We start from the raw sequence: 23,950 nt of genomic DNA on the forward strand, positions 1-23,950 counted from the left end.
CAACGGCCGGCGAACCGACGGTCCACCGACCCACCCTCGAGGACCGCCACCGCCCGGGCCGCGCTCCGGCAGGGCCTCTTCCATCGTGGTCAGTCGGATGCGGTCGTAGAGTGCGCCGCATGCTCACCGGTCGAGTCGTTCCCCCATCGCGTCACGTCCGATGACCGACGGTCGACACACGCGGTTGGCGACGGCGCTCGACCTGCCCGCCATCGAGACCCTCCTCCAGGACCACTGGCTCGCCGACGCGGGTGACGGCGTGGTGTGGGCGATGGGCCATCCCTCGGCCCGCGTGGTGGTGACCCACGCGGACGGCGCCCGACCGGATGGCCTGGCCGTCGTCACGGAGGGGCCGATCGGCCCGGGTTCCCTGCGTGTCCACCGCCTGCTCGGCGCCGACCACGACGGCCTGCTCGTCGAGGCAGGGTGGCATGCGCGCCACATGGGGGCCGCCGCCCTGGTGCATCCCGACGGGACCGCCCACGAGCTGCCCGAGGTGCGGGGCACCATCTCCGACCGGTTCCTCGCCCTGGCCGCGAGGGCCGCCAACGCCGCACTGCTGGCAGCCAATCGAACCGCTGGTGTGGGTGCGGCGACGACGAAGGACGACGGCAGCCCCTCTGCCGAGGCCGACGCGGCCGCGGACCGCGAGTCCCAGCGCATCCTCGCGTCCCTCGGCGTACCCATGCTCAGCGAGGAACGGACCGACATCGGGGTAGAGGATCCCTCCGGCCCGTGGCTGGTCGTGGACCCCATCGACGGCACCGGCAACTACCGCGCGGGGGTGCCCCCATGGGCGTTCTCCGCCGGGCTCGTGGCCGGTGGGCGTCCGGTGGCCGGCTACGTGATGGACCTCTCGTCGGGTCGCCGGTGGTGGGGGACGGTCGACGTGGGTGCCTTCCGCGACGGCCGACCGGTCACCACGTCACCGGGTTCGACGTTGATGGTCCCGACCCCGCCGCCGGGTGGGACCGCCACGGTTCCCGACGGGTTCCGCCGGCTGCGCATCACGGGCTGCACCGCCGTCGACCTCTGCCTGGTAGCCGACGGGTCGGCCGGGGCCTGGCACGACCTCGACCGGGACGGCACTCACGTCCACGACGTCGCCGGGGCGCTGGCCGTCCTCGTCGCCGCAGGCGGCATCGTCCTCGATCCGGATGGCCAGCGGCTGGAGCTGCTGCCCGACACCGAGGGGCTGATCAGGTTCGTCGCCGCTGCGAACCACGACACCGCGACGGGGCTGCTCGTCGGCACCTGATGGTCAGAGGACCTGCTTGAGGATCGGGGTCCGCAGCTCGGTGGGCAGGCGGGCGACCAGCCCTGCGGCCTTGGCGTCGATGCCGACCAGGTTCCGGGGGCGCAGGTGCCGTGCGGTCAGCACGTCGATGATGACCTTGACCACGCGCTCGGGCGAGATGGCCAGACGAGCCGACCGCGCACCCACCTTCAGAGTGTCCTCCACCATCTCGCCGTACCGCTCGTGCACCTCCTCGGGCATCGCGGCCAGCATGTCCCGGCTGCGAGCGGTGCTGGTCTCCCAGATCTCGGTGTCGATCGCACCCGGCTCGATGAGGGCCACGCCGATCCCGAACGGCTCGAGCTCCTGTCCGAGCGCATCGGAGAACGCGGCCATGGCGAACTTCGACATCGAGTAGGCCCCGACCATCCGCCCCGACACCCGGCCGGCCATCGACCCGATGTTGACGATCCGGGCCCCCTCGCCGTGCTCGCGCAGCAGCGGGAGCGCCGCCTGGGTGGCAACGACATGGCCAACAGTGTTGACCTCGAGCTGCCAGCGGAGGTCCGCCGGGTCGAGGTACTCCAGCGGCCCGGGCACGGCGGTGCCGGCGTTGTTGACGATCGCGCCAAGCGCGTCCAGGGAGCTGATCCGTTCGGTGACCGCATCGGACTCGGTGATGTCGAACTGCAGCACGGTGAGGTGCTGCTCGCCGAGCTCGTCGAGCAGCCCCTGCGCATCCGCGTCGCCGCGGACCGAGGCGACGGTGTCGACCCCACGACCGACGAGCGCGCGGACCGTCGCACGGCCGATGCCGGTCGACGCGCCGGTGACCAGGACAGGGGAGGGGATGTCACGCATGGGTGGTCCTTGGCTCGAGGGACCGGTCGAACGGTAGCCCGCCGAGGACCGCCGCGATGCGATGCGTCCTGCTCCGGAACCGACGGTACCCATCGTGCGACACTCACGGCCGTGGGAGGACCGACACGAGCGTTCGTTGACCGACACAGCCGCCACCGAGGGTGGTTGTTCGTCGTCATGATGCTCGCGTTGGCGGCCTGTCAGGTCCTGACCGAGCCGGGGAACACCACGGTGTACGACCGCGAGATCGACGTCGCGACTCGAGTGGATGCCGACCACGGGGTCGAGGTGTCGGCTGCCCCGGTGACCAGCCGGGCGCTCGACGAGGTCAACCTCTTGTTCGGCGGCAGTGCCGGTGTGGTGCTCACCAGCGCGGCGGCCGTTCACGTGTCCGCCCGACCCCGTGCCGACGGGCTGACCGTGGAGCTGCTCGCCGAGAACGGTGGCGGTCTGACTGAGCTACCGGCGGACGAGCCGCGCCTCGTGATGCTGCGAGTGACGAGCATCGACCGACGGACCGGGGCGCTTCTGGAAGAACCCACCGACGTCCCGGTCCAGGTGGTCCTCGACCTGACCACGACCGACCCGTCCGGGGTGGTGGACGTGGCCGACGTCACGATCGACCTGATCCCCGTTCCCCTCGACGGCGACGACCTCGGGATACCGGGAGCCGCATCGATCGACGACCAGCGCCTCCCCCGACCCCGGGTGGGCGATGTCCTTCCGACGCAGCTGGCCGACGGTCGGCCGGTCTGGGTGCTCGGCACCCGTCAAGGGGTGGTGGTGCTGGACGCGCGGTCACCCCATCGGGTGTCGGGGCTGGTCGGGTGGTGTGGGTCGATGCCGGGCTTCATCGACTCCATCGGCGGCAGCCGGTTCACGGTCACCGGGGAGTACCGGGGGGGTCCCGCACCGCATGGCCTGACGTCCTACGACGCCATCGTCGACGGCGATGAGGTTGTCGTCACGGGTCGGCTGGCACCGCCTCCGCGGTCGGCGTTCGTCGACGTGGACTTCCCGCTGCTGGCCGGCCCCACGGACGGCACGTTCTGCGAGCCGGACGCAGCGGTTGCCCGGGAGGCGAACGATGACGGCGCGTTCAGGGAGGACTTTCGTGCCGACCCGACATGGGTCCAGCACGACCTGACGGACTGGCAACGCCTCGGACCGGATGATGTGGACGGCTGGTACCGCACCGACGAGGCCGATGTGCCCGATGGCCCGCACCTCGAGGGGGACCTCCTGGTAGAACTGGCGGAGGGCCAAGTGGTCGATGCGGCATCCCCGCCGGGGACCGCCCGGCATCTGTTCGACGATGTGCCCAGCGGACCGGTGCAGCTGCTGCAGGTCGAACCAGCGCGCGAAGCCATCGTGGTCCGGCAGGTCTTCTGGGTGTCGCCGGCCGGCATCGCCCCGGCCACCGAGGACCGACCCGAGCGCGGGCGACTGGTCGCGGCGCAACCGTCCCAAGCGTTGCAGCTGGACACCGACCTGCTCGATGGCGTTGCGGAGGGCGACCTCGTCGACGTGGTGACTGATGGAGGAGCGGTCGTCTCGATCGAACGTCGCTGACCCACAGGTGGACGGGTGGCCTCGAGCCAGGGACGGACCTCGGTCTATCCGCCCAGAAGCTTGTTGACCGTGCGGGCCATGCGGCCGGGTTCGGGCGGGGTCCAGCCCTCGGGCAGGTGCTCGGGATGCTGCTCGGCGACGGTGGCCATGACCTGGTCGACCGACGGGTTCACCATCGACGTGTCGCCGACGGTCACGGTCGGGACCGTCTCGTTGCCGTTGGCGACGCTCCGGACGTGGGCAGCGGCCGCTTCGTCCTCCCAGATGTTGACCCGTTCGTGGGCCAGCCCCGTCTTCTCCAACCCGCGGAGCAACCCGGCGCAGAACCCACATCCCGGTCGCCAGTAGACGGTCACGGGCTGGGTGGCGGTGGGGTCGGACATGACGGCTCCTCGGTTGATGGCTGGGGCGTTGGATGATGGAACGCGGGTCGTGAAGTGGCGATTCCTCCTCGCCACCGGCGGTTCTCGTACGGCAGGGGGCGGTCTGTGGCCAACCTGCCCGGACGTCGACGATGGCATGCGTCGACCGAGGCGATGCAACGCCCCGACCACGAGCGACCCGGGCCGCACGGGGCGACCGGCGGACACTCGCCGGGTGGTTGGATGGACCGCGTGAGAGGAACCGAACCGGCCAGCGGTGCTGCCGGACACGACGAGCCGACCGGCGGGCTCCGGCGAACCATCGGACCCGGGCTGCTGTTCTTCTTCGTCCTCGGCGACATGCTCGGCGGTGGCATCTACGCCCTGGTCGGTGAGGTCGGGGGTGTGGTGGGCGGGGCGATCTGGGTGCCGTTCCTCGTCGCGTTCGTGCTGGCGTCGCTGACCGCGGCCGCCTACGTCGAGCTGGTGACCAAGTACCCGCGGGCCGCTGGTGCCGCGCTCTACGTCAACACGGCGTTCGGTCGCCCGTTCCTCACCTTCCTGGTGGCGTTCGCGGTGATGTGTTCGGGGATCACGTCGGCAGCGGCCCTGGCACGGGCGTTCGCGGGGGACTACCTGGTCACGTTCGTCGACACCCCGGTGCAGCTCGGCGCGCTCGCCCTGCTCGTCGCGCTGGCCGCAGTCAACCTCTGGGGGGTCAAGGAATCCGTCCGCGTCAACGCGGCCTTCACCGTCATCGAGGTCATCGGCGTGCTGATCATCCTGACGGTGGGGGCCATGGCCATCGGTGAGGGCAGCGCGGACCTGTCGCGAAACCTCGACCTCGGGGGAGACGGCCCACCGTTGCTCCTGGTCCTGGCCGGCTCGGCCCTGGCGTTCTACACGTTGATCGGCTTCGAGGACTCCGTGAACATGGCGGAGGAGGTCCGGGATCCCTCCCGGGCGTTCCCACGGGCACTGTTCGGTGCCATGGGGGTGGCGGCGGTGGCGTACCTGGGGGTGACCGTCGTGGCGTCCGCCGTCGTCCCGACCCAGGACCTGGCCACGAGCGACGCCCCGTTGCTGGAGGTCATCCGCCGCGGTCCCGGTGGTGTCCCGGAGACGCTGTTCAGCGGCATCGCGTTGTTCGCGCTCGCCAACGGCGCCCTGCTCAACCTGATGATGGCCTCTCGGCTGGTCTACGGGATGGCGCAGGAGGGGATCGTGCCGTCCGCACTGGGTCGAGTCCTGCCGGGACGCCGGACGCCGGTCGTGGCCATCACGTTCACCACGGCCCTGGCGCTGGTCCTGGCCGCGACGGGCGATCTGGGGGACCTCGCCGACACGACGGTCCTGCTGCTGCTCGTCGTCTTCGCGTTCGTCAACGTCTCGGTGCTGGTGCTGCGCGGCGACGAGGTCGGTCACGACCACTTCCGGGCGCCGTCGGGTGCACCCGCACTCGGTGCGGTCGTCTGCGTCGCGCTCGTGACCCAGCACGAGGGGGCGACGTGGTTGCGTGCCGCGGCGCTGATGACCCTCGGCGTCGTCGTCTGGGGTATCGACCGGGGGATCGACCACCGAACCGGGACGCACACTGGGCGGACGAGCTGATTCTCATCGCACCAGAAGTGAGGGCCTGGCCGCTGCTCAGATCCCGTCCAGGGTCAGCAGGAAGAGGAAGCCGTCGGCGAGGTCACCCTCGTCGCGTCCGGCACCGACCGGCATCCAGATGCGGCCGGCGGCGTCGAACTCCATGTCCTCCCACCAGGCCGACTCGATGTCGAGCAGCTCGTTGAGGTCCGCCGAGGTGACCCAGGTCCCAGCTGGATCCAGGACCTGGAGTCGCCGGAAGTTCGTGTCGAGGGTGCAGACCGCCGGCGTGGCCCCGCACAACGACACGGCGTGGACCCAGCCGTAGCGCTGTTCACCGAAGCTGTCGGGGTCCGACTCGCCCTGTCGCCAGACCTCCGCGCCGTCCTCGGTGTAGGCGATGACCTGGGCGAGGTTGCCCGGCAGGACCCCGCCGGTGACGAACTGCCCACCCGGCGCGAACTGGCCGGACAGGATCGTCTGGTGCTCGTAGGCGAGCGAGGCGGCCTGCGGTGCCGGGTCGTCGACGGTGCAGCCGGTGTCGGTGAAGTTGACCTGACGGATCGCGCTGCCGGGGAAGTAGGCGACGCCGAGGCTGCCGTCCGGAGTGATCTCCACCTTGCCGCTGGCATCGCACACATAGGAGGCGCCGGTGGTGGTGTCGACGACCTCGGACTCGAAGACCGAGCCGCTCATGACGAGGCGACCGGTGGCCTGTGCGATGTTGAGGGCGTCCTGCGCCGACGCCGGGGTGTAGGTGCCGGCGTCGCCCCAGGTCGGGTCGATGGTGAGGGCACAGCCGGCGGTCGTGTCGGCCACGAACCGCAGGGTCTGTCCGTCGGCGTTGCTCAGGTAGACGTGCGGGTCGAGGACCGCGATCCCCGGCATGACCCGGGAGGAGGAGTCGCCGACGAACTCGGCGCCGTCGATGGTGCAACGCTGCGCGGTGATGGTGAGGCTCCCGGCGCTGTGGACACCGGGCTGTGGGTCCTGCGGCGTGCCGTCGGTCGCGGCGGCCTCGTTCGCGGCGGCCTCGGTGGCAGGGGTCTCGGTGGTGGGTGCCTCAGTGGGTTCGGCGGCCGTTGCCTCTGCCGTGGCAACCGGGTCGTCGCTGGGGTCGGCGGTCGGCAGCTGTTCGGTGGCCTCGGTCTCGACGCTGATCACGGTGGCGTCCGCGGCGCTGTCCCCCTCGGCTGCGTCACCTCCACAGGCGGTGGCAAGCATCACGAGGACGAGCAGGACGGCAGCTGACAGGGCGGGCTTCGACACGGGGCCTCCGTATGGGGAAAGTGGGACTGCTGTGCCCGTCGCGGGGCACCCACAGGACCCTGCCCGCCCCCGCCGAAGCGACAATGCTCAACCGGCCCGATGAACTACTCATGTGTGGTCCACTGCTCGGGGGGTTGTGCCGGATGGCCGGCCGTTGGACGATGACCGTCCGATGACCACAGCCGCGCTGCTCTGGGCGGGGATCACCCTCGCCGCCGCAGCGGTCGCCCTGCGCACCAGGCAATCGCCGATGGAGCGGCCGCTGCCGACCGCAGTCGCCGTCGGCGGGGTGTTCGGCCTCGTCGCCGTCGCCGTGGGGCTCCAGTGGCGGGCGCAGGCCGTGGTGGTCGTCCTGATGGCCGTCGGGCTCGCCGGGCTGCTGTTGCGCTGGCGAGCCCTCGTGGCCGAGGACAACCTCGCGCCGGGGGTGGGCGGCAACCGGCTGCTCGGCCGGACCGGAACCGTGGTGACGCCCGTCGCCCCCGGAGACCGTTCCGGTACGGTTCGTCTCGGCGCCGAGACCTGGCCTGCCACCGCAACAGCCGACACCTCCCTCCCCGAGGGCCACACGGTGACCGTCGTCGCGGTCGAGGGCATCCACCTCGTTGTCAGGTCCGCCCAACCGGACCCCGTCCACACCCCCCACGACGTCGCAGAGCCCGACCCCGGAGGTTGACCGTGCCCCAGATCGTCATCGCCATCATCGTCATCGTGATGGTGCTCGTCCTCGTCCGCGCCGTGCGGATCGTGCGGCCGTACCAGCGCGGTCTCGTCGAGCGGCTCGGCCGGTACAAGGACACCCGCAGCCCCGGGTTCAACCTGATCATCCCGGCGGTCGACACCCTCCAGCTGATCGACATGCGCGAGCAGGTCGTCGACGTGCCGCCGCAGGAGGTCATCACCGAGGACAACGTCGTCGTCAGCGTCGACGCGGTCGTCTACTACGAGGCCACCGACCCCCAGCGCCTGGTCTACAACGTCGCGGACTTCCTGACCGCCATCACCAAGCTCGCCCAGACCAACCTGCGCAACCTCATCGGCGACCTCGAGCTGGACAAGGCGCTGACCTCACGCGACGAGATCAACACGCGGCTGCGGGAGGTCCTCGACGAGGCCACCGACAAGTGGGGTGTCCGCGTGGTGCGCGTCGAGATCCAGCGGATCGACCCACCAGCTGAGGTCGTGGATGCCATGCACGCCCAGATGCGGGCCGAGCGGGACCGGCGGGCCACGGTCACCGAGGCCAACGGCTACCGCGAAGCCGCCATCGCCCGCGCAAACGGTGAGAAGGAGGCGTCCATCCTGGCGGCGGAGGGTCGCAAGCAGGCCGCCATCCTGGACTCCGAGGGTGAGGCGCACGCCATCGAGCTGCGTGCAGAAGCCGACAAGCTGCGGCTGCAGCGGACCGGCGAGGGCGCGGGGGAGGGGGCGAAGGCCCGCCTGCTCGGTATCCGAGAGGCCGCGGCGGACCAGGCGGTCCTGACGGTGGAGTACCTGGCCGCGCTGGAGAAGATCGGCGACGGGCGGGCGACCAAGCTGGTCATCCCGGCGGAGTTCGGTGGTCTGCTCGGCACGCTCAAGGCCATGACGGAGGTCGTGCAGGACGGGGACACCGACGAGGTGCGGCCTCGCGACGGCCTGCCCATTCCCGACCCGAGCGAACGGGTCCACGACCTCGCGGCGCCGCCGGACACCCGCGACCGGTGGTGAGCCCCATGAACCGGGCGGACGCTCCCGTCGCCGGCTGGTACCCCGACCCCGGCCAGCGGACACGGTTGCGCTGGTGGGACGGCTCGGACTGGTCGGACCATCGTCGGGTCGGCCCCCGTCCAGCGGACCTGCTCGAGCCCGGCGAGGACCCCGCCGCCAAGCGTTCGTGGTCGACAGCCGCTGCCGCACCGGCTCCCGGGCGGGAGGTCGACATCACGTCGGCGGCGAGTGCGGCCGGTCGTGCCGCATCGGGCCTCAGCCGGGAGGACACGTCGGCGATCGTCGCCGAGGTCCGCCGGGCGACGCGCCGTGAGCTGGACCGGGCGACGAGCCGGCTGGCCGAACAAGCCGGCAGCCTGCGGACCCAGCTCGAACCGATGATCCAGGACTACGGCCGTCGGTTCCTCCGCTGGGCCCGACGTGCCGCGGTGATCGCCATCGTCGTCTACGTCCTCTACGTCGTGGCAACCGCCCAGCTGCAAACCAGCCTGTTCGACTGGCTCGGCGAACAGGTCGACAAGGTCATCGACCCCGACGGGTCCTGAAGTCCGCCGACCGGTTGCTGATTCGTCCTTGACGGATGCACCCATTTCATGTGACAGTTCGTAACATGAATTGTGCGGCTACGCCCCCGTCGGACCGCGAGGGCGACGGAGGCTCACGCCCGTACCGGATGACGGCCCGGGCCAAGGCGACGGAGCGGACACGTGAACGGATCCTCGAAGCGACCTACGAGCTGTGGCTGGAGCATCCCTACGACGAGGTGTCCATGGACGCCGTCGCCGCCCGAGCCGAGGTGTCCCGCCAGACCGTGCACCGCCACTTCGGCACCAAGGACGACCTGGTGACGGCGGTCACGGCGTGGCGGGCACCCCGCGAGGACGCCGAGCGGGCCGTGCCGGTGGGTGACGTCGCGGCAGCAGTGCGTCGCATCGTGGAGCGAAACGAGGAGATGGGCGACGCCAACATCCGGGCGCTCGAGGTCGAGGACCGCATAGCGGTCGTGCAGCACATGCTGGGTCAGGGTCGCCGTGCGCATCGGGCCTGGGTCGAGACCGTCTTCGCACCACACCTCCCGGACCGAGCAGACGCCCGAGAGCGGATCGTGGACGCCCTGTACGTGGCCCTTGACGTCACGGTGTGGAAGCTGCTCCGTCGCGACTTCGCGTACTCGGTGGAACGGACGGAGCAGGTCATGCGAACGATGGTCGACGGGGTCCTCGCGGAGGCTCGGAAGGAAGGCGCCTGACATGGACATCCCCGACACCAGCCGCCGGTTCCTGCTGGCGATGTGGGAAGGGGGCGGCACGCTGCCTCCCGAGCTCGGGCTTGCCCGCCTCCTGCTTGCGCGCGGTCACGACGTCCATGTGCTTGCGGACCCGACGGTGGAGGACGATGCGCTGGCTGCCGGGTGCGTGTTCCACCCGTGGCGACGAGCCCCTCATCGCACCACCCTCGACCCAGCCGAGGACCTGCTGCGGGACTGGGAGGTCACCAGCCCGCTGGCGATGCTCGCCAGGATCCGCGACACCTTCGTCGCGGGTCCCGCATCGGACTACGCAGCCGACACGGCCGAGACTCTTCGAGCCATCGACGCCGACGCCGTGCTGGTGGACTTCATGCTGTTCGGTGCGGTCATCGGGGCGCAGGGGCAGGGTGTGCCGGTCGCTCCGGTGGTGCCCAACATCTGGTCGATCCCCACGCCCGGCGGGCCGGCCATCGGACCGGGCTTCCCGAAGGCGACGACGAGGTTCGGCAGGCTCAGGGACGCCGCGATGCTACGGCTCGCTGACCGGATGTTCGCCCCCGGCATCCCCGCCCTCGACGCCGCTCGGCGCCAGCACGGCCTTGCACCGCTCGCTTCCTTCTACGACCAGGTGCTGCAGACCGACCGCATATTCGTGCTGAGCTCACCCACCTTCGACTTCGCCTCGGACGTGGTGCCCGACCACGTGCGGTACCTCGGCCCGATCACCGACGACCCATCCTGGGCGGAGGAGGCGGCACTGTCCTGGACGGAGGACCAGGAAGGACCCTTCGTGCTGGTCGCGTTCAGCTCGACCTTCCAGGACCAGGCGCCCGTGCTGCGGCGGGTGGTGGAGGCCCTCTCCACCCTGCAGGTCAGGGCGGTGGTCACGCTGGGCCAGATGCTCGACCCCGCCGACGTCCAGGGCTCCACCAACGTGGTCGTCGTCCCGTCGGCTCCGCACGGGCCCCTGCTCGAGCGGGCCGACCTGGTCGTCACGCACTGTGGCCACGGCACCACCCTCAAGGCGCTTGGCGCTGGCGTCCCGCTGGTCTGCATCCCGATGGGGCGCGACCAGAACGACACCGCCGCCCGGGTGGTGCACCACGGCGCGGGGGTCCGCATCGGTCCGAAGGCGCGGACGTCGCGGATACGGCGCGCGGTGCAGCGCGTCCTCGGTGATCCGCGGTTCACCACCGCTGCTGGACGGTTGGCGGCAGCCATCACCGAGGAGCGCCAGCAGATCGACATCGCGGCCGAGCTCTACCCATTGGTTCGCGATGACCAACCGGGCCGCCCCTCCGGGGTGACCCATCCCACGCCAGGAGGATGACGTCATGAGCACGAGCACATCAGTCCCGGTCGGAACCGCGGACATCGGTCACTCGCCCGGGTTCGCCATCGCTCACCGGCGGGTGGCCGGCACGCTGCTGATCCTCGGCGCCTTCCTCCTGGCCGCGGGGAACGCGCTGCATCCCGTCGACGCCGATCCCTCGGCGACATCCCGGCTGATCATCGCGGGTGCCAGCGCATGGGTACCCGTCCACCTGATGCTCGCCGTCGGGTTCCTCGTGATCGCGGCCGGAGTCGTCACGCTCGTCGCGACGTTCCGCATCGGCGCGGCGCAGGCCGTCGGACGCGTGGCCGGAATCGCCGCGCTCGCCGGTGGAACCCTCCTCTTCGCGGTGTTCGGGGGACTGGATGGGTACGCGATGTCCAGCCTCGCGGGTCGTGGTGCTGCCGGGATCGAACCCGCCGTCATCGCCGTCGACGCGGTCGACACCGGACTCGCGGCCATGGGCACCCTCGCCTTGCTCGGCCTTGCGATGCTCCTGCTCGGGAGCGCGGTCCGGATGGACCGAGGCCTGCCCGCTTGGGTCGGGTGGACGGCGCTGTTCCTCGGTGTGGGCGGGACCGTCACCGGGGTCGCCCTGGTCAACGTGGGCGCGACGGACACGACGATCAACGTGCTCCTGCGACCGGTTGGCCTGGCTACCACCCTCTTCTTCCTGGCCCTCGGCGTGACCCTGTGGCGGCTTCGCCGGCTTGAGCCAGGCCTCAGCGGGCGAGGAGCAGCAGCACGAACCCCGTCGAGGCCAGGACCCCGGCCGCGCTGCGGACGCGGTTCCACCTGTTCCATCGTCGCTCGAACGCATCGCGGGCACGGCTGATCGACTGGTCGTCCACGGCCGCCACATCCACCGCCTGCAGGGCGTTGTTCAGCGGGATGTTGATCGTCGCCGTCGGCACCTGGAGGCCGCCGATCCACAGCACGGTCGCCCCGACGAGCAGCAGGCGTCCGGAACCGGCTTCCTGCCTCCACCCGAGGCCGAGCGCAGCCAGGACTGCCACGACGGAACCGGCCCACAGCAGCATGAAGACCGGCTGGCGGTCCTGGATGACCCGGTCCATGACCTGGAACGCCCGCACGAACCCCCGGTCGTCGAGGGTGCCGACCCCCGGCATCGCCACGATCGCGAACCCCAGGAGCAGGCCGGAGACGAGGCTGCAAGTCAGCGCCGCCGCCACCAGCGCGATGTCGTAGGGCATGGCTCCTCCGCTCCGTCAGGAGCGGATCCTACGCGAGCCGCGCGTGCATCAGCAGCCCAGCCGTGCGGTGACGGGACCAGCGTGGAGCCGGCGACCCTGGCACAACGGTGCGTCCTCCTCCAGCAGCTCGGCGAGGCGGTCGAGGCCTGCGCGCATGACCACATGGGTCGTGGAGGTCTCCGTGGCATGACCGGCGAGAGGTGAGACGTCCTGGCCGGAGTACCCGCTGAGGGTGGTCCCGCCCTCACCACCGTCGCGGGTGGTGAACACGTCGAGGATGCTGGGGACGCCGGCCTCGGTCAGCAGGGCGTCCAGCTCGATGGACTGGTTGATCGGGACGAGCCCGTCCTCTGCGGCGTGGGCCATGTAGACCCCCTTCACCCCGGAGGCGGCGATGTCGTCGACCCGGTTGACCACCGCGTGCTCGGCGTAGACCTCGGGCACCTCCTCGAAGGTGCCGCCCATCTCGGCTTCGATGTCGGCTCGGGCGTTGGCGGCGAAGGTGTTGGCGGGTGCCAGCACCCGGGCACCCTGGTAGGTCTCGATCACGTTGGTGGCCCCCTCGAGGTTGAACCACCAGTCGAACAGCGGGGTGGAACCGTCGTTCCGGGTCGGCTGGGCCGCGACCGCGAGGCCGCTGGCGTTGCCGCCCATCGACACGCCGAACAGCACGATGGTGTCGAAGCCACCGCAGCGGGCCTCCAGGTCACGGGCCGCGGCGATCAGGTCGGCCGCGCCCTCGGCCACCCACCAACCGCGAACGGTGCCGTCGACGTCCTCGGTGCCTCGGTAGTCCATCGCCACCGCGGCCGCACCGAGCTGGTCGGCGGTGCGGCGGGCATGGTCGACCCACGAGGCAGAGGTGTGGCCGTACCCGTGGGCGAACACCACCAGCGCGCTCGGGTCGGTGTCGGGGAAGGCCACCACACCGGTGGCCGGTACCCCCTCGACCTCGACGGAGTGGACCGACGCGGTGTCGACATCGTCGGTGCAGGGGTTGCCGTCGTCGTCATGCGGATCGGCTCCTGCGGGCACCGCCAGTCCGGCGACGAGCAGGACGAGCGCGAGGAGGAGGCTGATGGTCGACAGGGAGGGGCGGCTCTGGTTCGGCATGGCGGTGCAGTTCGGCACCTCCCGCCGTTTCTCCTGCCGTCGCACGTCGAACGCCCCTCGGATGGCTACCGTCGTGCCACCGCCCGCCCGTCCACCACCATGGAGCCACGATGCCCACCGTCGACCTCGGCCAGATCAGCCTGCACTACGAGGAAGCGGGCCCGACCAGCGGAGAAGCCATACTGCTCGTCATGGGCCTCGGTACGCAGATGGTGTACTGGCCGCAGCGCCTGATCGACGACCTGTCCAAGGACCATCGGGTCATCTGGTTCGACAACCGGGACGTGGGCCTGTCGACCAAGGTCGACGCACCGACTGCACCGATGCTGCGGGTGCTCGCCGGCACCTTCGGCCTGCCGGTCCCGCCGCCGCCGTACACCCTGCGCGACATGGCCGACGACGCCGTCGGCCTGCTGGATCACCTGGACGTCCCGCGTGCCCACGTCGTGGGGGTGTCCATGGGCGGGATGATCGCCCAGCGCATGGCGATCCACCATCCGCAGCGGCTGGCCTCGCTCGTCCCGGTCATGTCCTCCAGCGGAACCAGGCTGGTGCCGCCGGCCAAGCCCCGTGCCGCCAAGACCTTCTTCATGACCGTCCCGACCCACGAACGCGACGCCTACGTCGACGCGATCGCCGAGATGCGGGGTGCCATCGCCAGCCCCGGCTTCGACCACGACCACGAGCACCTACGCCGGTCCATCGGCATCGCCTATGACCGCGGCCTCAACCCAGCCGGGTTCGTGCGACACCTGCACGCCATCGCCGCCGACGGCAGCCGCGTCCCGGAGCTGCGCAGGGTCGAGGTGCCGACGCTCGTCGTGCACGGGGCCGACGACCCGCTCGTCAACCACCGGGCCGGCCGGTCGATCGCCGACGCGGTCCCCGGGGCCCACTTCCGGCTGGTCAGGGGCATGGGCCACGACCTGCCACCCGGCGTGTGCGACCTGCTCGCCGACGAGGTCAACGGGCTGATCAAGCGGCTCGCCTGAACAACGACGGCCACCGTCCCGTCCCCACCGGTCTAGGATCGGACACGTGCACCGGATCTTCACCACGAGCTTCGCGTCGGTCTATCCCCACTACGTGAACAAGGTGGAACGCAAGGGGCGGACGAAGGCCGAGCTCGATCAGGTGATCGAGTGGCTGACCGGATACGACGAGGCCGGGCTGTAGGAGGTGCCTGCCGACGAGCGAACCTTCGAGTCCTTCTTCGACGAGGCCGAGCTGAACGCGAACGCATCGGCCATCACCGGCGTCGTCTGCGGTGTCCGCGTCGAGGACGTCGAGGACCCGCTGATGCAGAAGATCCGCTACCTCGACAAGCTCGTCGACGAGCTGGCCAAGGGCAAGTCCATGGAGAAGGTCCTTCGCGCCTGAGCAGCTAGAGGGCTGCGGCGACGCGGACGCCCTGCTCGATGGCGCGCTTGGCATCGACCTCCCGCGCCTGCTCGGCACCGCCGATCAGATGTGCGGCCACCCCCGCCGCCTGGAGCTCCTCGTACAACCCGGAGACCGATTCCTGTCCGGCGCAGATGACGACGTGGTCGACCGGCAGGACCCGCTGTTCGCCGTGGTCCCTGCCCAGGGAGACGTGCAGCCCGTCGTCGTCGATGCGGTCGTAGCGCACCCCGCCGAGCATGGTGACACCACGTGCCTTCAGGGTGGCCCGATGCACCCACCCGGTGGTCTTGCCGAGGTCCTTGCCGTGGCGCGAGGTCCGGCGCTGCAGCAGGTGGACGGTCCGCACGGACGCCTCGGGCTGTGGGTCGACGGGGTACGCCGAGGTCATCCTCCAACCCTGCCCGCGCCGGCGGCCGTTCGACGAACCGGTCCTGGTCAGTTCGCGTCGGAGCCGGCGCCCGGACGACGCCCATCCGCCCTCGCCGCCAGCACCGGATGGTGCTATGACGGTGACCGGCCGAGGCACTCGTCCCGGGCACAGGGGAATCGGACGTCAGGACGTGCGATGCGCGAGGACAAGGGCAGCCCGAAGCGAGGCTGGATTCCTGCGGCAGCGGCCCGGCTGGCTGCTGTCCGTGGCAGGCCGGACGGGCTCGACGCCCTGGACGGGCTCGACGGGCTGGACGGGCTGGACGGGCCGGACGGGCCGGACGCCCTGGACGTCGCGCTGGCGGTGCCGTTCGTGCACGACGCCGAGCTGGAGGCACTCGACGACGCCGACGCCGTCGAGGACGCGCAGGGCCTCCGACTCGATCGCCTGACCGACGTCCTGCTGGGCCTGCAGCAGGCCCCCGCACTCCCCCTCACCGCTCCCTTCACCGTCTCCATCGCCGAGCTGCTGCTGGCGTGGGCCGAGGTGGCCGACGCCGACGGCTTCCTTGGCGACGAACGTGTCGGGCGCGTCCTCCGCCTGCTCGGCGGCCGCCTGGCAGTCGTGGTCGGCCCCGACGGCATCACCGTTCGGGGCCTGCTGCGCCGTCGCCACACCCCGTGGGACCGCGTCAACGCCCTGGAGTTCGCCGAGCGGTACCAGATGCTCCGCGACCACGTGCTCGAGGGGTTCGCCGACGACCTCGTCCGCGCCGTCCGGGTGCCGGTGCCCGGGCTGCGGTGGCTGGTCCGCAAGGTCGTTGGCGCGCTCGAGCACCTCGTCCCCGAGGAGGAGATGGCGCACCTCCGCGAGGCGGGCGGCCGCGCGCTGGTCCGCATCGACCGTCGTGGGTTCGACCTGGAGATGCGGGGAGCACTCGGCCTCCTCACGTTCCTGTCCACCGCGCTTTCGAGGTCCTGCACGCCGAGGCCGAACAGCGCGGCATCGAGGCGACGGTCGCGGAGTAGCGAACCCATACCCCCACGGGTATGTTGTCCGGACAAATAGTTCGCCCCATTCCAGGAGCACCGTTGTCCTTGTCACGCAAGACCCTTGCCGCCGACCTGACGGCCGGCCTCACCGTGGCCGCCATGCTGGTCCCCCAGTCGATGGCCTACGCGATGCTGGCCGGCCTGCCACCCGAGGTCGGGCTCTATGCGTCGACCGTCCCGCTTGTCGCCTACGCGCTGATCGGGACCTCGCGGCAGCTGGCCGTGGGCCCGGTCGCCATCGTGTCCCTGCTGACGGCATCGGCCCTGGCGCCGGTGGCCCAGGAGGGGTCCGCCGGCTACCTGGCGGCAGCCGCCCTGCTTGCCGTCCTCGTCGGGGTGATCCACCTCGTGATGGGCATCGGGCGACTGGGGTTCCTGGTCCGACTCCTGTCCCATCCCGTGCTCGTCGGCTTCACCGGCGCCGCTGCCCTCATCATCGGCACGAGCCAGCTCAAGCACGTCCTCGGCACGCAACCCGAGAGTGCGGAGGGCTGGTTCGCGAGCATCGCATCGGTGCTGGCGACCCTCCCCGACGCCGACCCGACCACGCTGCTCATCGGCGGCGGCGCCCTGGCCGGCATGCTGGCCCTGCGACGCATCAACCGCAGCATCCCCGTCGCGCTCGTGGCGGTCGTGGTGACCACGGTCGCCAGCGCCGTGTTCGACCTCGCCGACCGCGGCGTCCGTGTGGTGGGCGACATCCCGGAGGGGCTTCCGCCCCTCACCCTGCCCTCGGACTGGTCGTTGGCGGCCGAGCTGCTGCCGGCGGCGTTCGCGGTCACCCTCGTGGGCGTGCTGGAGTCCGTGGCGGTCGCCAAGGTGTACGCCCGTCGCGACCGCTACGACCTGGACCCCAACCGAGAGCTCCTCGGCCTCGGCGCCGCGAACCTGGCCTCGGGCCTGGTCGGTGGCTACCCGGTGACCGGCGGGTTCAGCCGTACCGCGGTCAACGCCAGCGCAGGCGCCAGGACCAAGCTTCCCGGCATCGTGACCGCGGCCATCATGCTGCTCGTCCTGGTGGCGCTGACCCCCCTGTTCACCCAGCTCCCACAGGCAACGCTCGGCGCAGTGGTGCTCCTGGCCGTCTCGGGACTGTTCGACAACGAGGCCATGCGCCACATCTGGCACGTCAAGCGAACCGACGCCGCGACCATGGCCGGCGCCTTCGTGGCGACCCTCGTGCTCGGCGTGGAGCTCGGGATCGCCGTGGCGGCGCTGGGGTCGGCGATCGTGGTGTTCAGCCGGATCATGCGACCGCACACCGCCGAACTGGGACGCCTTCCCGGCACGCACACCTACCGGAACCTGTCGCGGTTCGATGACGCACGCACCACCGACGGGGTGCGGGTCATCCGCTTCGACGTGTCGCTGAGCTACCTCAACGCCGAGTTCATGAAGGACCGCCTCCGTGCGGTCACGCGCCACGATCCCCCTTCGGCCGTCGTCATCGACCTGTCCGGCGTCAACGACATCGACGCCTCGGCCGCAGACACCCTCGAGGAGCTGCTGGAGGAGCTCGGGGACACCGACGTCGCCGTGCACCTGGCGTGCGCCAAGGGACCGGTCCGTGACGTCCTTGCCAGGACTCGCATCCCGGAGCTGATCGCCGGTTCGCACATGGAGGTGCACTCGGCGGTCGAGGCAGCCCAGCAGCTCGATCCGATCACCCCCGCCGACCCTCGCCGGCCCCTGACGCGTTTGCCCTGACGGCCGCGTGGAGACCAATACCCCCCAGGGCATATTGTCCGTACAAGTTTCGTTCCCCCTTTCAACCGCATCGAACGACCCCTTGGAGCAACCATGAAGATCGAGTCATTCCGTACACCGGGCCTGGGCGACCAGAGCTACCTGCTGACCCACGAGGGCATCGGCGTCCTTGTCGATCCCCAGCGCGACGTGGACCGCTTCATCGACGCGGCCGACGCGCAGGGGGTGGACGTCCGCTTCGTGCTCGAGACGCACCTGCACAACGACTACGTGTCGGGCGGGGTGGAGGCGGCTCGTCTCACCGGAGCCGAGCTCGTCCTGCCGGCCGCGGCCGCACCCGCCTATGACCACCGTGCCGCCTACCACCTCGAGGACATCGAGGGCCCCGGCCTGACGCTGCGGCCCATCCACACGCCGGGCCACACGCCGGAACACACGAGCTACGCCGTCATCATCGAGGGACGGCCGGTCGCCGTGTTCAGCGGCGGCAGCCTGCTGGTCGGTTCCGCCGGGCGTCCGGACCTGCTCGGCCCGGCCCGCGCGCGGTCGCTCGGCAAGCTGCAGTGGCGTTCCGTCAACCGCCTGGCCGAGCTGCCCGACGACGTCGAGCTGCTGCCGACGCACGGCGAGGGGTCGTTCTGCACCGTGAGCGGCACGGGTTCCTACACCTCCACCATCGGGGTGGAGAAGGCCGACAACCCGGTCCTGCAGACCGCCACCGCTGACGAGATGGCTGACCTGCTGCTGGCCCAGCCGATGCCGATCCCCGCGTTCTACCAGCACATGGGCCCGGCCAACACCCTCGGCGTGCCCGACATCCGTCGCGGCCCCGTCCCCTCGCTCTCGGTCGCCGCGCTCGAGCTGCTGCCCGACGACACCACGGTGATCGACATCCGTTCTCGTGCGGAGCAGGCTGCCGGCTACCTGCCCGGGTCGCTGACCATCGAGTTCGCCGACGACTTCGGGTCGTGGGCCGCCTGGCTCGCCCCGCACGGTGCACCGATCGTCCTCGTGGCCAGCGCCAACGACGACCGCGCGGCGCAGGCCGTCACGCAGCTGGCGCAGGTCGGCGTCGACGACGTCCGCGGCGTGATCACCGACCTGTCCGACTCGCGGCTGGAGACCTTCGAGCTGCGCGAGCTCGACGCCTTCCGTCCGCTGGTCGACGGCACCACACCCGTGCTGGACGTGCGCATGCCCTCCGAGCACCGGTCCGAGCCGATGCCTGGCGCGATCGAGAAGTTCCTCCCCGAGCTGCTCAGCGACGGCCTGCCGGTCGACATCGAGGGCGCTCGCCGTGTACTGGTGGTCTGCGGCTCCGGCCGCCGAGCCTCCATCGCCGCGTCGATCCTCGGTGCCCGCGGGATCAGCACCGTGGTGCTGGACGGGGCAAGCGCAGGAGAGCTGGCCCGCACGCCCGTCGCCGCCTGAGACCCGCCAGTCCACACCTTCCCAACGAACCCCCCCTTCCCGACGAACTACGCCTTCCCAACCAACGGAGCAGTCCCCATGTCATCCCTCAAGTCCACCACCCCTCCCGACGCGACCGAAGGTGGCCTCGTCAGCGCGGCCACCCTCGCCACACAGCTCGCGAACAACCCCGACAACCTCGTCGTGGACGTCCGGACCCCCGGGGAGTTCGCCTCGGGTCACATCCGCAGCGCGATCAACCTGCCGCTGGACCAGGTCGACGCCCACCTGCGTCGCATCGTCACCGACGCGGGTGGCCGCCTGGTGCTGGTCTGCCAGTCCGGTGGCCGGGCCACGCAGGCCTACGACAAGCTGACCGCTGCCGGCCTCGACGATGTCGAGGTCCTCGATGGCGGTATGAACGCCTGGATCGCCGCGGGCGCCGAGACGGACGTCTCGGGCGACCCGGACCAGTGGACCATGGAGCGTCAGGTCCGCCTCGTCGCCGGCGGCATCGTCGCGACCTCGGTGGCCGCCAGCACGATCTGGTCACCGGCCAAGTACCTGGCGGGTGCGGTCGGTGCCGGCCTGACCTACGCCGCGTTGTCCAACGCCTGCGCGATGGGCATGTTGCTCGCCCGGCTGCCGTACAACCGTGCGCCCGAGACCGACATCGACGAGGCCCTCGCACGCCTGACCGGCTCCTCGAGACGGTGACGCCCCTGCGGGCGCCGTGGTATGGATAGCCAGCCGCGGCGTCCGCCCCGGCGTCGGCGATGGGACGTCAGGAACACCGATGGAGAGGGACGAGCAGGCGTCGAACCCCGCCACGCCCGTCCCTCCCTCGTCGTCGTCCCACCCGGCGACGTGGAACTTCGACTACCCCGTCTATCACGCCGAGACGCGCGCCCAGGTCCGGGCGTGGTTGCTCCACAACCACCGGACGGCGCCGGGCCTCTGGTTGTGCTCGTGGCGCACGCCGACCGGTCGACCACGATGCCCGTACCCCGAGGTGGTCGAGGAGGCGATCTGCGTCGGCTGGGTCGACTCGACGATGAACATCCTCGATGAGGAACGCGGTCTGCAGCTCCTCGCCCCCCGTCGCCCGAAGAGCACCTGGACCCGCCTGAACCGTCAGCGGGTGGCCGACATGGAGGCGGCGGGGTTGATGACCGAGGCGGGACGCCGCGCGGTCGAGGCAGCGAAGGCCAACGGGTACTGGACGATCCTCGACCCGGTCGAGGACCTGATCGAGCCCGACGAGCTGGCCCGGGCCCTCGACGCCGAACCAGCGGCTCGTGCGGCATGGGACGCCTTCCCGCCGAGCGCCCGCAAGCAGATGCTCTGGTGGGTGATCAGCGCCGTGCGGGAGGCCACCCGCGACAAACGGATCGCCACGATCGTGACGAAGGCCGCCCGCGGCGAACGCGCGACATGATCATCCGCGGTGGACGGGTCATCGACCCCGAGTCCGGGCTGGACGAGGTCACCGACGTCACGGTCACCGACGGACGGGTCCTCACCGTCGGGCCGGCACGGACCGACGGGGCCACGGTGATCGACGCGGCCGGGTGCATCGTCACCGCCGGGTTCGTCGACCTCCACAGCCACGCCCAGACGGTGCCCGGCCACCGGTTGCAGGCCTTCGACGGGGTGACGACGTCGTTGGAGCTGGAGAGCGGGGAGTCGCCGGTCGCCTTGGCCTACGCGTGGGCTGCCGCAGCAGGTCGCCCGCTCAACTACGGCTACTCCTCCTCGTGGGCGGCGATCCGCATGGAGGTCCTCGCCGGACATCCACGCAACGGCCTCGGCGCGACGTTCGCCGGTCTCGGACTGCCCGCGTGGCAGGGGCCGGCGTCAGCCGCGCAACGGCTGCGACTTCGCGCGCTGCTGGAGGAGGACCTCGCCGCCGGTGCGCTGGGGGTCGGCGTCCTGATGGGGTACGCCCAGGGCACCGACCCGGGGGAGTACACCGAGGTCGCTCGCCTGGCGGCCGGTGCCGGGCGCCCGACGTGGACCCACGCCCGCGACCTGATCGAGGTCCGGCCCGACGTCGCCCGCGACGGGGCCGAGGAGATCGTCCGGACTGCAGCGGAGACCGGCGCCCACATGCACTACTGCCACGTCACCTCGACCTCGACGTTCCACGTCGACCGGGTGCTCGGGCTCATCGAGGACGCGACGGGGGAGGGCGGGACGGTGACGGTCGAGGCCTACCCGTACGGGGCCGGCTCGACCGCGATCAGCGCCCAGTTCCTGGCACCCGACCAGCTCGGGCTGCGGGGCCTGCGACCCCAGTCGCTGGTGATGGTGGGCAGCGGCGAACGCATCGCGACCGTCGAGCGACTGGTCGAGCTGCGGGCGACCGACCCGGGGGCGAACGTGCTGGTGGAGTTCCTCGACGACACCGTCGAGGCCCACCGGGCGATCCTGCGACGTGCGCTGTCGTTCCCCAGGACCATCGTGGCGTCCGACGCGATGCCCCTCGTCGCCCCGGCCACGGTGGAGGGCGATGCCCAGCTGGACTGGCCGATCCCACCCGGCTGGACCACGCACCCCCGCACCGCCGGCACCTTCACCCGGTCCTTGCGGCTACTGGTCGACGAGGTCGGCGAGTCGTGGTCCGACGCCCTCGCCCGGTGTTCCCTGCTGCCCGCCCGGACCCTGGAGCGGGCCGTGCCGGCGATGGCCGACAAGGGCCGGCTGCGACCCGGCGCCGACGCCGACATCGTCGTGTTCGACCCGGCGGCGCTGCGGGACCGGGCCACCTACCTCGACGGCACCCGGCCGAGCGAAGGTGTGCGGCACCTGCTGGTCAACGGCGAGGCCGTGATCCGCGACGGAGTGCTGGACCTGCGAGCTCGGCCGGGCAGGCCCATCAGGGCGAACTAGGTCGGCTGATCGGACCGCACGTGGGCTCGGCCGCCCATGTGGAGGTAGGCCGGACGTTCGTCGTCGACGCCGTGGAGGATCACCGGGGCGTGCACGACGGCCCGGCCGGGGACACGCGCCAACAGCCGTCCCACCTCCCCGGTGGGGTGGAGCGGCATCGTCATGGACTCCTCACCCGGGATGTCGGCGAGGGCGCCGTGGACCTTGCGGGTCAGGACGAGGTCATCGCCGTCGAGGGCGACCTCGAGGTCGACGCCCAGCCGCGAGTAGCGACCGATGTACCGGGCGGGGTCGGTGACCGTCCCCGCCGACGGTGTGGGGATCGGCGGAAGCGCGGCGCCGCAGGTGTCAGCAAGGACACCGGACAGCAGCGCGTGGTCGGACCGTCCGCGGGACCCGTTGACGAGCAGGGCCACGGCGACGTCGTGCTCGGGGACCATGTACAGCTCGGCGAACTGCCCGATCGTGGCGCCGCCGTGACCGACCACCGTCGTGCCGTCCCAGTCGTGGATCATGAAGCCGAGGCCCCACCGGTCGGCGAGGTGGGACGGGCAGTCGACCTGTGGGGTCCGCATCGCCACGGCGAGATCGGCGGACAACAACGGACCGCCGTCGTCGAGGTGCGCGGCGGCGAACGCCAGCAGGTCGGCCGCCGTGATCGTGACCAGGCCGGCGGGCGCGGCGTTGCGCGGGAAGCTGTAGGTGGGGGTCACCACCGGCTGGCCGTCGGGGCCGGGGACGTGGCCGACCGCCGCACCCAAGAGGATGGCCTCGTCGGCGTTCCACGCGAACCGCTCGATGCCGAGGGGGACGACCAGCCGGTCCCGGATCGCCTGCTCGAACGTGGTCCCCGCCTGGCGGGCGATCAGCAGGCCGGCGATGCCGAACCCGGCGTTGCAGTACGACCAGGTCGCCCCGAGGGCATGGACGGGCGGGAGCGTGGCGAGCAGCTCGACGTAGCGGGCCAGGGCATCGTCGTTGTTCCCCGTGTCGTCGAAGACGTCGCCCTCGATCCCGGAGGTGTGGGTCAGCAGATGGCGCATCGTCACGTTCGCCGAGGTGACCTCGTCGCCGACCGACAGCTCGGGCAGGTGGGCACGGATCGGCTCGTCCAGGTCGAGCACCCCCTCCTGCACCAGCTGCATCGCCGCGGTGGCGGTCCACAGCTTGCCGATCGAGCCGACCTGGAACAGCGACGCGGTCGTGGCCGGCTGCCCGGTGGTGATGTTGAGCACCCCGCTGGCGACCGTCGTCACCGCACCGTCGACCAGGACGGCCAGCTGCGCCCCGGGCATGTCCCCCTCGGCGACCATCCGGTCGAGGCGGTCCTGCAGGTCTGGGCGGGTCAGGGACCGTGGGGTAAGGCTTCGCGGGGTCAGGGCTGGCACGGGTCACTCCGGGACGGTGGCGCTGGGGGCTGGAACGGTACGTCGGCCGAACCGCGTCCCCGACGGAATCACCCCACTGACCGGATGGAATCGCCTCAGCGGTCGGATGGAATCGCCTCGGTCAAGTGACGACACAGCCCGCTGACCTGCGGTTGTGCGAAGGAATCGACTCCACCGTCACCGCGCCGACGCGAGATCGGAGGCGATTCCGTCCGGG

At 71.1% G+C, this 23,950-nt stretch carries 22 protein-coding genes and 2 pseudogenes; 17 read left to right on the forward strand and 7 right to left on the reverse strand.

What is annotated here, in order from left to right; genetic code table 11:
* Positions 1-160 precede the first annotated feature (160 nt).
* The gene (locus DVS28_RS24400) at positions 161-1,258 is read left to right on the forward strand and encodes an inositol monophosphatase family protein (RefSeq protein WP_114593779.1); all 1,098 of its coding nucleotides are present in this window, start codon (positions 161-163) and stop codon (positions 1,256-1,258) included.
* A gap of 3 nt (positions 1,259-1,261) precedes the next feature.
* Here the strand turns inward: DVS28_RS24400 and DVS28_RS24405 are convergent, their stop codons facing one another.
* Positions 1,262-2,098: an SDR family NAD(P)-dependent oxidoreductase gene (locus DVS28_RS24405; RefSeq protein ID WP_114593780.1), complete on the reverse strand. Its 837-nt coding sequence runs from the start codon at positions 2,096-2,098 to the stop codon at positions 1,262-1,264.
* A gap of 177 nt (positions 2,099-2,275) precedes the next feature.
* On the opposite strand from DVS28_RS24405, the gene DVS28_RS24410 reads away from it, so the two are divergent.
* Positions 2,276-3,670: a QcrA and Rieske domain-containing protein gene (locus DVS28_RS24410; protein ID WP_164710992.1), complete on the forward strand. Its 1,395-nt coding sequence runs from the start codon at positions 2,276-2,278 to the stop codon at positions 3,668-3,670.
* A gap of 44 nt (positions 3,671-3,714) precedes the next feature.
* Here DVS28_RS24410 and DVS28_RS24415 read toward each other — a convergent pair whose 3' ends face one another.
* Entirely contained in the window at positions 3,715-4,053 is a 339-nt protein-coding gene (locus DVS28_RS24415; RefSeq protein ID WP_114593782.1) for a mycoredoxin, read from the reverse strand.
* Between the two features lie 222 nt (positions 4,054-4,275).
* Between DVS28_RS24415 and DVS28_RS24420 the strand changes: the two genes are divergently transcribed.
* A complete protein-coding gene (locus tag DVS28_RS24420) occupies positions 4,276-5,643 on the forward strand; it encodes an APC family permease (protein ID WP_114594388.1) in 1,368 nt (455 codons plus the stop codon).
* A gap of 36 nt (positions 5,644-5,679) precedes the next feature.
* On the opposite strand, the gene DVS28_RS29330 is transcribed toward DVS28_RS24420, so the two are convergent.
* On the reverse strand, positions 5,680-6,891 hold the full coding sequence (locus DVS28_RS29330) for a hypothetical protein (RefSeq protein WP_216826280.1): 1,212 nt from the start codon (positions 6,889-6,891) through the stop codon (positions 5,680-5,682).
* A 172-nt stretch (positions 6,892-7,063) separates the two neighbouring features.
* Between DVS28_RS29330 and DVS28_RS24430 the strand changes: the two genes are divergently transcribed.
* The 6 genes from DVS28_RS24430 to DVS28_RS28750 all read left to right on the forward strand — a co-directional run bounded on the left by DVS28_RS24430 (position 7,064) and on the right by DVS28_RS28750 (position 12,018).
* Positions 7,064-7,567: an NfeD family protein gene (locus DVS28_RS24430; RefSeq protein ID WP_114593783.1), complete on the forward strand. Its 504-nt coding sequence runs from the start codon at positions 7,064-7,066 to the stop codon at positions 7,565-7,567.
* Positions 7,568-7,569: 2 nt separating this feature from the next.
* The gene (locus tag DVS28_RS24435) at positions 7,570-8,601 is read left to right on the forward strand and encodes an SPFH domain-containing protein (RefSeq protein ID WP_216826281.1); all 1,032 of its coding nucleotides are present in this window, start codon (positions 7,570-7,572) and stop codon (positions 8,599-8,601) included.
* Between the two features lie 5 nt (positions 8,602-8,606).
* Positions 8,607-9,146, forward strand: a complete 540-nt coding sequence (locus DVS28_RS24440; protein ID WP_164710993.1) for a DUF2510 domain-containing protein — start codon at positions 8,607-8,609, stop codon at positions 9,144-9,146.
* A gap of 128 nt (positions 9,147-9,274) precedes the next feature.
* Positions 9,275-9,850 carry a TetR/AcrR family transcriptional regulator gene (locus tag DVS28_RS24445; RefSeq protein ID WP_164710994.1) on the forward strand — a complete coding sequence of 192 codons (576 nt, stop codon included), beginning with the start codon at positions 9,275-9,277 and terminating at the stop codon, positions 9,848-9,850.
* Position 9,851: 1 nt separating this feature from the next.
* Positions 9,852-11,180: a glycosyltransferase gene (locus DVS28_RS24450; protein WP_114593786.1), complete on the forward strand. Its 1,329-nt coding sequence runs from the start codon at positions 9,852-9,854 to the stop codon at positions 11,178-11,180.
* 4 nt (positions 11,181-11,184) lie between these two features.
* Positions 11,185-12,018: a hypothetical protein gene (locus tag DVS28_RS28750; protein WP_164710995.1), complete on the forward strand. Its 834-nt coding sequence runs from the start codon at positions 11,185-11,187 to the stop codon at positions 12,016-12,018.
* Here DVS28_RS28750 and DVS28_RS24460 read toward each other — a convergent pair.
* Together DVS28_RS24460 and DVS28_RS24465 are read right to left on the reverse strand one after the other, a co-directional pair.
* Positions 11,906-12,397 carry an anthrone oxygenase family protein gene (locus DVS28_RS24460; protein WP_114593788.1) on the reverse strand — a complete coding sequence of 164 codons (492 nt, stop codon included), beginning with the start codon at positions 12,395-12,397 and terminating at the stop codon, positions 11,906-11,908. The two genes, DVS28_RS28750 and DVS28_RS24460, sit on opposite strands and share 113 nt — an antisense overlap.
* Positions 12,398-12,445: 48 nt before the next feature.
* Positions 12,446-13,510 (reverse strand): alpha/beta hydrolase family protein, encoded by a 1,065-nt coding sequence (locus DVS28_RS24465; protein ID WP_216826282.1) that lies wholly within the window; start codon positions 13,508-13,510, stop codon positions 12,446-12,448.
* Between the two features lie 110 nt (positions 13,511-13,620).
* Between DVS28_RS24465 and DVS28_RS24470 the strand changes: the two genes are divergently transcribed.
* Together DVS28_RS24470 and DVS28_RS29340 are read left to right on the forward strand one after the other, a co-directional pair.
* Positions 13,621-14,502 (forward strand): alpha/beta fold hydrolase, encoded by an 882-nt coding sequence (locus tag DVS28_RS24470; protein WP_114593790.1) that lies wholly within the window; start codon positions 13,621-13,623, stop codon positions 14,500-14,502.
* A 46-nt stretch (positions 14,503-14,548) separates the two neighbouring features.
* Positions 14,549-14,890, forward strand: a pseudogene (locus DVS28_RS29340) (DUF2200 domain-containing protein).
* Between the two features lie 4 nt (positions 14,891-14,894).
* Here the strand turns inward: DVS28_RS29340 and fadH are convergent.
* Positions 14,895-15,266: pseudogene (gene fadH / locus DVS28_RS24480) on the reverse strand (NADPH-dependent 2,4-dienoyl-CoA reductase); the annotation flags it as partial.
* 213 nt (positions 15,267-15,479) lie between these two features.
* Here fadH and DVS28_RS24485 point away from each other — a divergent pair.
* The 6 genes from DVS28_RS24485 (at position 15,480) to DVS28_RS24510 (ending at position 22,345) form a co-directional block, all read left to right on the forward strand.
* Positions 15,480-16,352, forward strand: a complete 873-nt coding sequence (locus DVS28_RS24485) for a PH domain-containing protein (protein ID WP_114593792.1) — start codon at positions 15,480-15,482, stop codon at positions 16,350-16,352.
* Positions 16,353-16,381: 29 nt separating this feature from the next.
* On the forward strand, positions 16,382-18,043 hold the full coding sequence (locus DVS28_RS24490) for a SulP family inorganic anion transporter (protein WP_164710996.1): 1,662 nt from the start codon (positions 16,382-16,384) through the stop codon (positions 18,041-18,043).
* A gap of 93 nt (positions 18,044-18,136) precedes the next feature.
* Positions 18,137-19,474, forward strand: coding sequence for an MBL fold metallo-hydrolase (locus tag DVS28_RS24495; RefSeq protein ID WP_114593794.1), 1,338 nt, complete (start codon positions 18,137-18,139; stop codon positions 19,472-19,474).
* 78 nt (positions 19,475-19,552) lie between these two features.
* Positions 19,553-20,170, forward strand: coding sequence for a rhodanese-like domain-containing protein (locus tag DVS28_RS24500; protein ID WP_114593795.1), 618 nt, complete (start codon positions 19,553-19,555; stop codon positions 20,168-20,170).
* Between the two features lie 79 nt (positions 20,171-20,249).
* Positions 20,250-20,891, forward strand: coding sequence for a YdeI/OmpD-associated family protein (locus DVS28_RS24505; protein WP_114593796.1), 642 nt, complete (start codon positions 20,250-20,252; stop codon positions 20,889-20,891).
* Positions 20,888-22,345 carry an amidohydrolase family protein gene (locus DVS28_RS24510; RefSeq protein ID WP_114593797.1) on the forward strand — a complete coding sequence of 486 codons (1,458 nt, stop codon included), beginning with the start codon at positions 20,888-20,890 and terminating at the stop codon, positions 22,343-22,345. Before DVS28_RS24505 ends, DVS28_RS24510 begins: the two co-directional genes overlap by 4 nt.
* On the opposite strand, the gene DVS28_RS24515 is transcribed toward DVS28_RS24510, so the two are convergent.
* Complete coding sequence (locus DVS28_RS24515; RefSeq protein WP_164710997.1) at positions 22,342-23,733, reverse strand: serine hydrolase domain-containing protein; 1,392 nt, start codon at positions 23,731-23,733, stop codon at positions 22,342-22,344. The genes DVS28_RS24510 and DVS28_RS24515 overlap by 4 nt on opposite strands.
* Positions 23,734-23,950 lie beyond the last annotated feature (217 nt).

It is taken from the genome of Euzebya pacifica (assembly GCF_003344865.1).
GTDB classification, from domain to species: domain Bacteria; phylum Actinomycetota; class Nitriliruptoria; order Euzebyales; family Euzebyaceae; genus Euzebya; species Euzebya pacifica.